Here is a 13,288-nt window from a genome sequence, read left to right on the forward strand (position 1 = left end):
ACTTAAAATATCTTTTTAATTAGTTACTCCATAACATCATTCATATCTTACTTCTCTCCATTTCCTTCCTTGTTTTTAGCTTTATCACTAGGATCACTTCTTATTGTTTCATCAGGATTTTTTTGCTGACCTGATTGTTTTGGTGCTTCAGGTTTAGAGCTCCCCCTCTCCTTTTTATCAGGACCTTCTTGCTGACCTGATTGTTCTGGTATTTCAGATTTAGGGCTCATGGAATTATCCTTCACGTCAACTCCCGTCCGATCTCTACCCACTTGTTGCCTAATGTTCTGTATCATACCTTGGGTCTTATTATCAAGGCCAGCAGCCGACAGTATAGATTGTGATGCGCTTGTGGCAACTTGACCAACACTGCCAGCAACTCCCCAACCAGAGCTGAATAGTGCTTGTGCCATAGCTTCCGATATGGAAACAAAAAATTCCATTGCACTAGCAATAATTAAGTACATAAATGCTTGGATCAGATCTATGGGCAACGCTGCAAAGTGCCCACCAGCCCTTTCTCCGGTACTGAGTGCAACATCAACATTAGTGTCAGGACTGTATCCAAGAGGCAGTATTGATTTCATCAAGCACAGATCATACGATAAGAAATTTACGCTAATTAAACATTGATAGCATGCAGAAAAATTTGTGAGGTTATATAAAACTGAATACATCAACTGATTTAAAAGAGATAAAGATGAAAATAAAATAACTGGTTGTACTGCAACGTGAGCCAGCGTTTTTATCCAGTTATCAAACAAGGGTTTAGTCTGTTGAAATAAAATAAACACGATAAACAAAGGTGTTAATGACAGTAAAAACGCTACTAGAACAGTAGATATTACATATTTAAACGTAGCGCTAATAATGCATTTTAAAAACGCAAAAGTAGCGTAGAGTATTGCCAAAAATGCAATAAAGCCAAAAGGACCAGAGAGCATCAACGATAAAAACTTTAACCAAGTTTCTGCTGTGAATAATACTCCTGCTGTCAAGTCTAAGAATGCAAATTTTCTCCCCCTTCCCCTATATAGCCAGAAAAGCTATCAACTAAATAAGTGCTACCATCTATAAAAAGTCTGGATAAAGTTGTACCAAAAAGTTCCCAGCTTCTATCGCTAAAGGCAAAAGCTATAAATGCTATCTTGAACATTCTTACAATGAAATCAAATTTACTTAGCTGTATTGTTCCAAGCATATAGCCAACGACAGTAAATATAACGTATAGAGTAAGCAAAGCTCTTACTCCTTGAAGAAGACCTTTTGCATATCCTTTGTATGAATCTTTAACGCTGTCCCCAATTACTTCTTCTTTTATAAGTTTAAATACCCCGTTTACATTCGATGAAATAAAATCATTAATTTTTCTTTTGACAAATAAAGTTACTGTGTACTTATTATTTTCATAATATTTGCCATATTTGTTCGTAATATCACCTTTCTCTACATTGCTTACATCAATACCGAAATATATCTTCTTAGATTCTTTGTTCTGAAAGTGTTCTCCGCTTATTACATCTAATATGGTGTACTCATCTTTTCCGTTTATTCTTTCTCTCACTCCTACCACTTTGAAATCATCAGTTCCCACACCATGCAGATCTTTAGGTGGCTCATCACCCAAATACACATACAGTTTTTCGCCATTAATGTATTGACATGATCTAGTCACTTTAACATGGTACCCACCCCTATTAGCTCCATAGTGACCATAACCTGCAATAGCGAGCATCACACTACTACCAGATGTTACATTTTTTACTGTATAGTCACTATTTAATTTCAGAGAAAAATCCTTAAAATTATCACTAATTTGCGAACACACATTATCCTTTCTTGCACCTACTTCATTATCTGGAAGACATTGCATACCTTTAGCAGTACCTTGATTATCAAGATCACCAATTTTTGCAACAAGAGCCTCAGCCCAGGAAATATCTTCTTCAGTGTTTGATGTAAAATCAACATTAATCTGCTTAAGCTTATCTTCAACCTCTTTAAGGTGAGAATACATATCACATCTATTTCCTTTATCATATTTGCTATACCTTATAGAAGAGACACAGTTCCGTTCTTTGTCTTTATATGTATAACTCCATATACCCTTCTCAGTATAGCATATATTTTGATGGTAACAGTTGAGCTCATAGGAGGAGTACTTTTTTCTCTCATCAAGACTACAGTTTTTTCCATCACATAACTCGTTCAATCCTATTTTAGCGCGGCGCAAATCAAGTAGTGAACCATATCTCCATGGTTCGTTGTCTTGAATATAACCTTTATTAAAATGTACCTTATTATCATATGGGGTATACCCATTGCCAACTAGCACTTTGCTTTCCTTTGCTTTTGTTTTATCAAGAGGTAAAAATTTTATTTTATTTCTCTTTCCATCCTTGCCCTCACAAAAAAATTCCTCTCCCTCTTGCTTGCTAACATTCAATATTTCACTTGCTGACACTTTTTCACCTCCTTCTTCAGCTCTATAACAATTATCATCAAAGCTGATACCTTTCCCTCCTGGATTGTCATAATCAATTGTTATCTTTCTGGGAACTAAACTGAAGCTTAACTTATCACCACGATTTACTTTAATTCCAGTGTCTACATAACGTCTATTGCTGCCAAATCCTTTACCGCCGCACAATTCGTTTTCATTTACGCCTTTTTCATCAACGCCATAATTATTAGGCACATTATTAATATCTGCAGCTTTATTGTAATTTGGTTCTGAACCGTCGACACAAAAGCTAGCAGGTACAAGTACTTTCCTTGGATTTTTGTCTCCTTTAAAAGGGCAAAAATTTACTGATCCATCGAGGGTGAATTTGATTTCCTTACCCTTGCTAATTATCTGACCAGAATCAACCCAATGAATTTTAACTCCTTCATCTGCTTTATGAACTGGAACATCCACGTTAACACTAGTGTTTCTGCTCTGTAACCCAGGTTCGACACAATCCATGTTACAACCAGTGATTGCAAGACACAGTATCAATAATAGTGATCTTTTACTTATCATTGCTGTTTTCCTGGTTGTGGTATCTGAGGCGTTGACCTTTGAGTCTCTTGTGGTATTTGAGGTCTTGACGTACCTGACTGTTGAGAAGCACCTCCTCCTCTTCCGCCTTCTGCTCCTCTTCTTTGAACGCTTTGTTCATCTAACCCTACTGTTCCCATTAAGCTTTGTTGATACTGTCTTCCAGGTTCGCTTGCTACATAAACACCAAACAACGAGTCAGATATTGTCGAAGAAGCTTCAACTAAAGCTTTCATAGCATGACCTAAGATAACAAAAGCCATCATAGCGGTAATATTAGGTGTATATTTGGAAGCATAACCATAGAAGATACAAGGGTTAAAAATCTTTAGGTTAATACTAAGTATACACGTAGAGCAGACTTCAAAATCAAATACTGAATATATGATATAATCCATAACCTGACTTATCAGTGATATAAAAATTAAAAGCACTACTGGATGAATCGCAAATCTTGCTAAATTTTTAACCCAGTTGTGAAACATCTGCCTAGTATACGCAAATAAAAGACAAATAATAAAAATAGGTGCTAAAGAAAGTAATAACGCAACTATTGCTATAGATGTAATAAAAGAAAATAAAGCATTAAAAATAGATAAGCTCACTGTGATTAAACCCCAAATCACCAAGCAAAAAGATACAATGCCCAAAGGGCCAGAAAATATAAGAGATACTATTAACAATACTGAATGCGATGACAAGAACCTATTGAGCGGCAAATCAAGGAATTCAAAAACATTTGATGTCGTACCTCTAAAATTTGCTATTTCTATTAGTTGTTTTGGAGTGTTAATAAGCATAGAGAATGCATTGTTATAAAAAAAGTTCCAGCTATTATCCTGCAATAGCTGGACGATGATTCCTATCTTTACGCACACAATTAAAAACTCATATATAGAAATATGAGTTAAACCAAAAAAGTAGTAAAGGGTATATAAGGTTATGTATAATACTAACAGCGATATTATCGTGGATCTAATGGTATTTGTTCTGCTTGATTTTATAAAACTTTCGTAAAGAGACTTTACAGGACTAGTATCAGAGTGAATTGTGTTAGGGTCTTTATAATTAGAGCCGAAAAATGCAGTTTTCACTTTCTCATCAAAAAAATTATATATTGCACTAAAAGTTCTTGTAGGTGGCTCTTTAGTTGTTAGGTTAATGCTAAACTGACCTTCATTTTTGTAATCGCAGCCATGGTCTCTTATTCCATAATATATGGTGCCTGTTTTGTCTTTTAACTTTTCTTTTAAGCCTTCCATATATTGAGTGTCATAAACTTTGCCAATGTCTACAGGTATATCTCCCTGATTTTCACCAGGCTTATGCTCAGGGAATTTATCAGAAACACTTATATACAAGTTATTTTCTAGGCTATGGTTCTTCGTTACTCTTATGTTGAAACCGCCCTTGCCATCACCTAACGTAAAAACTAACTCTGAGTTTATTGCATGGCTATTACTTATCTCATGATCACAACTAGTACATATACCACCATTTTGCACATTTTTAAACCTTTCACCATCCATATAAACACTTAAGTATTGAACATCAGTTTCTATTTTTGCATCCTTTAAAATGTCACTAATAGCCTCACCAACAGATTCGTCATTAACAGGCTTTAAAGCACTTGTAATGGATATACCCAGATTGCGTTTTGTAGCATTCTGTACATTATTAGGCAAACAAAGTTGTTTTCCACGATCATCAAGGCATTTATATTTACAGGTTAGGTCTAAGATATATGTATCTATCTTGCTTGCTTGACCACTTGAAAGCGAGCTGCAGTCTATATCTTTTCCTTGTTGTTTTATAGAATTGACAATATTTTCAATCTCCTTTCTTCTTTTATCTTGATCTGATCTTGAAAAATCTGAACTCTGATATTCTTTTCCATTTTGATGCAGCCAGTATTCATTGCTTTGTATGTACTTATTAGGACATATTCCATCTTGAATACTACCTTGACATCCTTCTCGATTTAAAACATGTGCAAAATGTTCCGTTTCTTGCTCGCTGCACTTTTCATCAATTTTTACATACCTGATTTTTGTCTCACTCTCTCTATCTTTACACACTTTATTTCCAATAACACTAAAGCTTATCGTATCACCAGCTTCAAGTGCAAATGGTAATGTAATGTCATTTCTCCCAGGCCCAATTGCAAAATCTCCATACTGCTTAGGACAAAAATTAATCTTGCTAGGCACTATATTAATCTCTGTTACGCTTCTTATCCCATCTGAGATGTAAACACCAGAATCAACCCACTTCTGCTCTGTTGACACTATATCTAGTTTTTCACGCAAACCTGATAAATTTTCTGGCTTAATACAGTGATCACTGCAACCGGACAGTAAAAAAAGCGTGACTATTAACAAAAACTTATGCATAACCCATCTGGAACTTTCTTTCTGAACATTTAGGCATTTATTAACCACTTCAAGAATCACCCTCTAGTAGCTTTCATAGTTTCGCTAGAGCCCCCACCCCCTTTGTCAGCTCCTCCACCAGCACTACCTCTTGCTTTCTTGACAGCCGCAGCAGCAGCTTGACCAACACCTCCAGCAGCAGCTTTGGCAGCAGATAAAGCTTTGCCCACCATTTGTCCAGGCGTACTACCAGAACCGAGTGCTGCTCTATGGTTACCGGCAAGTTCAGCAGCCATGTTAGGAAGAATGTTTAAAAAGTGGTAAAAGAGGAATAATACCAGACACAATTTTAATAATTCCCCGATGAGATAGCTGCCAAATTCCATGTATGTAAAATAAAATAGACCAAGTATGTTGCTCTTTTTAAAGCTATAATTTTGCATCATACATGCAAGAGTAGTTTCATTTTCATCACATTTCCCTTCTTCCAATTTAAACCACTGTTTTTTCTTACTATCTGAGGTTTCTGCTTGATTCTCTTCATATAGCTTATCCGATTCAAATTTCAAATTTTTAAAATATATTTTATCACATGCTATGAACATAAAGGACAAAAACGCAAAAAGGATAACCGGGTATAGGCTATATGTAATCAACTCTTTCACCCAGCCGTCAAAATATCCTTTGGTATGTTGGAATAAAACCATAGGAATGAACAAAGGTGATAAAATGACGATTACACTTAAAGCAACTAGAGATAAAATAAATACATAGCACAGCCACAAAATAACCATCATCATCAAAACGGCCATAAATATACAGACAATAGCTACTAAAATCTGTCCACCAGCAAAAATAATACCGATTATCGAACCTGCAACTAACAAGACAGGGGCAGTACCAAGCAAGATTGCTAACGTTACAACACCTCCAGTACCAATTTTGCCACCAATTCCATCTAAAGGGGCGCCTAAATAAAATAAAATTCTACAATCAAGCCTATCCCAAGGTGCAAGGTAGCTGTAAGATATTTTCTTCCCATGACGCATGTATTCATAATCCCTACCTGCCTCATAATTACATATATTTTTACTTTCAGATGACGCTTTTAGCACTATCTCTGACAAACCATTTGAGAGACGAGTTAATTCTCCATAATAATGAGACATGGTACTGCCTGTTGTGAAGTAAATCACTAAAGCGAATTTAATAATCAACATGTACATTTCTTGTGGGCTACGAACTCCACCAGACATGGCTTTTATAGAAAATAGTATTAAAGCTAGAACCAAAACAGCAGTTACGGTATTCTTCAGCTTTTTTTGAGCCACAGACAAGAAACTACCCTTATTATGTCCATTTTTGTCCTTAAGTGAGTTGCCACTTGAATCAATACCTGCCACTAAATTATCTAACGATTCCTTAATGCATTGCACTATCATAGAAGTTATGGGAATAGGAGCTAATGATTTACTTCCAGCCTGGTTATAACAAGCTTCAGAAACGTAACTTTGAAAACAACCTTTGTTGTCGTAACCTACAAAAATTTTTCCTCCTTTTTCCTTATTTTTTATGGTAGTTTTATAATCATCATCATTACCAATAGGAACTTTTTCCTTTCCTGTACCATCTTTATTTTTGAATATCATCACAGATTGTTCACACATAGGAGCAAGTGGGTCAGGTGGCAATTCTGTGCATCCCATATCAACCCCTTGCGGCCAAGGAGTCATTCTGATACCAAGTGTGCTAATCTCAGCTAATTCCACACATAACCTACCCATTTTTCTCACTGCTTTGAATGTTGATCCATGTATGGTTTCGCTCTGTCCTGCTTTGAGAACTTTACATTGCAGCTCACCATCAACCTTTGGAGACCATGACCCACCTTCATATCCAGTGTCCTTCTCTCTAACATCAAAGTCTGCTTTTATTGATGTATCTAACCAAAACAATCTGCTAAATGTTAAAGGATTTCTATGGCATACTTCTATATATTCACTGTATTGCACACCGTTTTTTGGCCAGTAATAACTTTCTGTACTCTCCTGAACGTTAGAATTTAAGGCTTCTTTTTCTGCTCTTTTTCCGTCATAGTCTTTTTTGTTCACGCCTTCCCGAGCTTTATCTTGCAAACAAGAAAAATATTCATCTTCTGTTTGGTAATTTTTATTGGTACAGCCACTATAACCTGTGTCTTCTAATTTAAAATCTTTGTATTTTCCATCATGATCACGTGCAACTGGGTGTTTAACAAAACTATGTTCACAAACAACAAGCCCTCCTATCGCTTTCCAAACCCCAACAATTGCAGCTATCATTCCAACAATGACAAGAGCAGTAAATAAACCAGCAGAAGAAACGATCAAAACAATACTAGTAAATATTGCACCAACAGCAATCGCTATTCCAGCAAGTGCCGCAGCCGTTTTAAACGCTCCACAATCAGGATTAGAGGCACGATTGAAGCTGCCAGTAGAATTAAATCTACTAACAAATTCAGTTTTTTTAGTGCCACTCACCTCATCTGCAAACACTGGATAAGAAAGTAGAAAATCTATATTTAATAAAAATATTGCAATTAATAGCAATGACAGCTTAGTCTTAAACATTTTTTACCTTCTGATAAAATATAGGCAACCATACTTTTGGGTTATCCCCAACTTCTTTTAATATATCATGTAACAGTATGACACTTTCTGCACGTCCGGATAATACATTGATTATATCATCCAGATCTTTTAAGTCTATTCTAGCTACCACAGCATTAACTCCTTGTTTCACCAAAAAGAATCTAGTACTTGGATCTGTGTGCTTAATTAATATATATTCACGTTCAGTTAACATAAAAACATCCCGATAGACACTAGTAGCTTTCAGATTTGGTAAAAAAATCTGTGTCGCTGTTTGTTGTACAAGCGTATCGCTAATAGCACTTTTACTTGCATCCTCAACACTCTGAGTAGCAAAAACCACAAAAGCATTTAGTTTTCTCAGTACCTTCAACCAGTCTTTTATCTTGGGTGCAAAAACTGGACTATCTATTAATGCCCATGCCTCATCAAGAACGATAATAGATGGAGTGCCATCAAGAGATATACTAATCCTATGAAATAAATAAATCAATACTGGTCCAAGGGCAACAGGATCTTTGAGCAAGCTAGCCATCTCAAAACCAAATACTCTTGCTCGTGAAAAATCTAGCAAATCTTCTTTATTATCAAATATTGCAGCATGAGAACCATTATCATGCCACATAGACATTGCCCCAGCTAGAGTATCAGGACCTGCAAGTCCTAAAAACGGTACAAGGTTTCTCAAGAACCTGTCTTCTTTTCTTAATTTAAAATTTCCTTCAATTGCATCATTAATTCGTGCAATATCTTCTGAAGTAAATTTATCATTATATACCGAAATTAAAGACTTTACCCACTCCATTAAAAATGTTCTATTATCAGAGGTGTCATCAAGTTGCAAAGGATTAAAATTTGTTTTAGTTCTTGGTTCTATTACAGTATAGATACCACCAAGTGCTCTTAAGAAAATCTCTGCACCGCGATCTTTGTCAAAAAAGAATATCCTTGGAGAAAATTTTATCGCTTGAGCACATAAGAAATTCATTAAAACAGTTTTACCAGCACCAGTTGGGCCAATTATCATAGTGTGCCCAACATCCCTTATATGAAAGTTGAAAAAAAATGGAGTACCAGATGTCGTGTCAAAAACTGTAACAGCATCTCCCCAGTGGTTATTGAATTTATTGCCAGTAGGATAATTATGTTGAGATGCAAATCCAGCCAAATTAAGACTACTTATTGTAGCTTTTCTCACTATATAATCGAAATTACCAGGAATTTGCGCCCAAAATGCTGGTTCAAGGTTAACTCTCTCACGGACAGGGTAAACACCGCAATTAGAAAGCTCTGATTCTACCAACGACAGAGCGTTATCCAATGATTTAGGACTTTTTTCTATACATAAAATAGTCAGGTGATGTTGACCAAATGCAATCTTACCACTCATTGCGTCATCAAGCGCTTGAGAAATTTCTGCTATTTGAGAAACAGCTTTATCTGCAGACTGTATCATTCGATTTTGCTGTATCTGCATTTTTCCAATCGCCATTTGCCTGTTTATAAATTGAAAAGATTGCGTAATTATAAACTCGTAAGGAAGTTGTAAAAACGAATCAAGCATTCCTGCAGAAGTATGATTTCCATATTCTTTGATACTAACTATTCCAGCATATTTGCTTTCATTGTGAGTCACAACCTGTATCATCTTGCGACCAAAGAACAATCTGTGTACTGGCAAATACGTTGATATTTCAGTTCTCAGCGGAAAAAGTGTATTTGTAACGAAGCCACAATTTACAATTCTGGATAAAAATTCCATTATTTCACAAAATAGGCCATTGGGAGTTTCTTTTACTCCAAGAATTTTAGGCGAATAATTTCTAAGGCTTGTCACTACACGATTTGCCGTTTCCTCTAAATCTTCATACGTGGCACGCATATCACTTTCCCAAGCATGTTTTGAAGTTACATGTCCGAATTTTTTTAGTAGATATGACAAAAATTCTACTCCTTTTGTGTCTGCTCTACGGATAATCGTAATGTATAGGTCATTAATAAATGATTGCCTTGTTGCGTGTTTTTCTCTCCATTTTAGATTTACGTGATTAGCGAAAAAATTCGGCAAACCTTGACTTGCAAATTCATCAGAAAAAATATTTTTCTTACGTCTGATAGTATGAAAATATAAACTAAATGCCGGAGATGAAATGCTTCTTAGCATCTGATTCCTGATGTTGTTCTGTATGACTAAATCCTCGTCATCGGCGGTTTCAAATGCAAAGCCACTTAATTTTATAACCTTAACCAACCAATTTTCTTTTGTTATCAAGGTTGTGCTATTCCAATAGCAAGAATAAGGAATAAATTCAGCAGCGTGAACTTCCCTGCTCAGAGTAGATTTATTCTTTGATTGAACAGCCCTAAACCTCAGCATCACACAACGTTAAGCAATATCATAAGAATTGGCTCCATGATAAAAACGATTTAAACATTTCGAGCACTTTCCTAATTTTACCATAAATAATTCAATAAACAACGGTTCTTTTGCAGAAGCTATGTAACCAAGGCCATGTATCCCTGGTAACATCAATAGAATCACTCTCAAATCATTTGAATTAATGAAAATTAGCATGCAAATCAGGACGTTTAATATTGCAAACATATAACTCACACCAAAGAGCATTGCAGGTCTTGTAAGACCTTTAAATAATTGATCTGTTTGTATACTCCCTGTGGACATATCTTTAACCTTCTAATAATAGCTCTAACACTAATACTATATCATTATATTAAAAATCCATTGAAACTAGTAGCACTTTAAGTTAAGATACATTGATTAATAATTTAACCCAGATAATGACAAGTTGGCCATTTCAAGAAGCAGAAAAAATATTGCAAGAGTTTCCTAATAAAAAAGAAATAATATTTGAAACTGGTTATGGACCCTCTGGTTTACCCCACATAGGAACCTTTGGAGAGGTTTTCCGCACTACAGTTGTTGTAAATGCATTAAAAAAAATAGCTCCTGGTATAAAAACCAAAATCACTGCAGTTTCAGATGATATGGATGGTTTGCGAAAAATACCAGATAATGTGCCAAATCAAGAGATGCTAAGGGAGCACTTAAATAAACCATTGACTATGATACCCGATCCATTTGGCACTCATGAGAGTTATGGTCATCACATGAATTCGTTGTTGTGTAAATTTCTTGATTTGTTTGAATTTGAATACGAATTTAGGAGTGCAACAGAGTGTTATAAATCTGGCGTTTACGATGAAAAACTTTTACTCCTGCTGAAAAATTATGATAAAGTGATGGACGTAATGCTTCCATCATTTCGGGAAGAAAGGCAGCAGACTTACAGTCCATTCTTGCCGATATGCCCAAAAACTTCCCAAGTTTTACAAGTTCCAGTAATTGAAACAAATACAGATAAAGGAACAATCACGTATGAAGACCCAAACGGGGAAAAAATAGAAGTTCCAGTGACAAAAGGAAAATGTAAACTGCAATGGAAACCTGATTGGGGGATGAGGTGGGCTGCATTTGGAGTAAATTATGAAGCTCACGGAAAAGATTTAACGCCATCTGCTATGCTTTCAAGTCAAATATGTGAAATACTTGGAGAAAAGCCACCACTTCTGTTTTGCTACGAGCTTTTCCTTGATAAAGAAGGAAAGAAAATATCAAAATCAAGAGGAAATGGCATTTCAATTGAAGAGTGGTTAACTTACGCACCAACAGAGAGCTTAGCATTGTACATTTTTCAGAGTCCTAAAAAAGCTAAACGTTTATATTTTGATGTGATACCAAAATCAACTGATGAGTATCTAGAGTTTGTTAAGCGTTATAATGAGAACAACGGGGAAAACACAAATAGTAAATTTCATACAGAACCTGGTTATGATGAGAAATTTCTAAGAGAAGTGCAGGTGAGCACCGCAGAATACTCAAATGTATTTGAGGAACGCAAGCAAGCTTTAACGACAAAATTGCCATCAGAAGCAAACCCTGCCTGGCATATCCACCAGGGCAATGTTCCCAATATAGAAACTTCAGGCATAAATTTCTCACTACTTTTAAACCTAGCAGCGGCTTGTAATGCTGAAAACAAAGAGATCCTATGGGGTTTTATATCCTCTTATGCACCGAACGTCACACCAGAAAATAATAAAATGCTTGATAGACTTTCAGACTTTGCAGTAAAGTATTACCACGATTTTATCAAACCAACAAAATCATATAAAGCTCCAAATGCAAAAGAGAAAGAAGCGTTACTAGATTTGAAGGACACTTTACATTCTCTATCTACAACCGTTACTGCTGAAGGAATTCAATCTCAGGTATTTTCTATTGGAAAAAAATATGATTATACCAACTTACGTGACTGGTTTCAGCTATTATATGAAACGTTACTTGGCCAAAAAACCGGTCCAAGAATGGGATCTTTCATAAAGCTTTATGGAATAGATAATACGATTTCTCTCATAGAAAGCGCTACTAAATGTATACTTTAGAGTTTACCTTCTTTCGTTTGAGCTCTTTAGTTTTTAGTTCTGCCTTCTAAGGCTTTTACTCGTGACAACCACTGTGCCTGCGATCTTGTCGTGCCAAGTTTGACAGCGTTTGTTGAAATTTGACCATAAAAAGCCCAAGAATAATGGTGCAGCTGACAATATAAAAGAAAAAAATCTCTTTGTTGCTTGTCTTAGGGTCATCCTTTCGAAAGTTTGTGCATCCACAACTCTAAGCCCAAGTAATAGTTTTCCAGGTGTAGCAGCAAACCTTACCCACATATATGTTACATAGCAAAAGAGCATAATACATTGGACTATTTGATTTAGGATTTGTAATTTTATAAGTCTACTCTGCGTTGTCTTTTCTTCTGCAGACAGTGTCGCTTGCATTTGGTATTTTGCAGCAATTTGACTTAATATTTTGCTATCCTCTGAGTTCATAAAGAGCTTATTTAAGGCTTGGCTGCAAAACTGCAAGAACAAAACGATAATAATCAAATCAAGCAATACTGATATATAGCGCCTAAGTCCTGTTACATAACATATCCCATTTTCATCTTTCTTTACCTTTTGAATAACATTTATAGAAGAAAAAATAGAAAATAAACGATTAAAAAATTTATGTAACATATATATACTTTCCAATATTTAACGTGCCCCTGGCCGGACTTGAACCAGCATGCTTTTGCAAGCAATAGATTTTGAGTCTGCCGTGTCTACCATTCCACCACAGAGGCATTAAGTTTTAATGCTATAGGCAACACGGAATTAGTCAA

6 protein-coding genes, 1 tRNA gene and 1 pseudogene are annotated in these 13,288 nt (G+C 35.7%); 1 reads left to right on the forward strand and 7 read right to left on the reverse strand.

The annotated features are described in order from the left end of the window. Positions 1 to 47: 47 nt before the first annotated feature. The 5 genes and pseudogenes from MWH06_02340 to MWH06_02360 form a co-directional block, all read right to left on the reverse strand. Positions 48 to 3,025 (reverse strand): annotated as a pseudogene (locus MWH06_02340) (type IV secretion system protein). After that, the gene (locus MWH06_02345) at positions 3,022 to 5,436 is read right to left on the reverse strand and encodes a type IV secretion system protein (GenBank protein UPA55725.1); all 2,415 of its coding nucleotides are present in this window, start codon (positions 5,434 to 5,436) and stop codon (positions 3,022 to 3,024) included. Before MWH06_02345 ends, MWH06_02340 begins: the two are co-directional and overlap by 4 nt. Positions 5,437 to 5,492: 56 nt before the next feature. Then, positions 5,493 to 8,027 carry a type IV secretion system protein gene (locus MWH06_02350; GenBank protein UPA55481.1) on the reverse strand — a complete coding sequence of 845 codons (2,535 nt, stop codon included), beginning with the start codon at positions 8,025 to 8,027 and terminating at the stop codon, positions 5,493 to 5,495. Then, positions 8,020 to 10,425: a VirB4 family type IV secretion/conjugal transfer ATPase gene (locus MWH06_02355; protein UPA55726.1), complete on the reverse strand. Its 2,406-nt coding sequence runs from the start codon at positions 10,423 to 10,425 to the stop codon at positions 8,020 to 8,022. Before MWH06_02355 ends, MWH06_02350 begins: the two co-directional genes overlap by 8 nt. A gap of 9 nt (positions 10,426 to 10,434) precedes the next feature. After that, positions 10,435 to 10,731 carry a type IV secretion system protein VirB3 gene (locus MWH06_02360; GenBank protein ID UPA55482.1) on the reverse strand — a complete coding sequence of 99 codons (297 nt, stop codon included), beginning with the start codon at positions 10,729 to 10,731 and terminating at the stop codon, positions 10,435 to 10,437. A 116-nt stretch (positions 10,732 to 10,847) separates the two neighbouring features. On the opposite strand from MWH06_02360, the gene lysS reads away from it, so the two are divergent. Continuing rightward, positions 10,848 to 12,512, forward strand: coding sequence for a lysine--tRNA ligase (lysS, locus tag MWH06_02365; protein UPA55483.1), 1,665 nt, complete (start codon positions 10,848 to 10,850; stop codon positions 12,510 to 12,512). A 33-nt stretch (positions 12,513 to 12,545) separates the two neighbouring features. Here lysS and MWH06_02370 read toward each other — a convergent pair whose 3' ends face one another. Then, the gene (locus MWH06_02370; GenBank protein ID UPA55484.1) at positions 12,546 to 13,142 is read right to left on the reverse strand and encodes an RDD family protein; all 597 of its coding nucleotides are present in this window, start codon (positions 13,140 to 13,142) and stop codon (positions 12,546 to 12,548) included. Positions 13,143 to 13,166: 24 nt separating this feature from the next. Further along, positions 13,167 to 13,249 (reverse strand) — tRNA-Leu (locus MWH06_02375). Positions 13,250 to 13,288: the final 39 nt, after the last annotated feature.

Origin of the sequence: Wolbachia pipientis, from assembly GCA_023052945.1 — a bacterium.
Classification (GTDB): Bacteria; Pseudomonadota; Alphaproteobacteria; order Rickettsiales; family Anaplasmataceae; genus Wolbachia.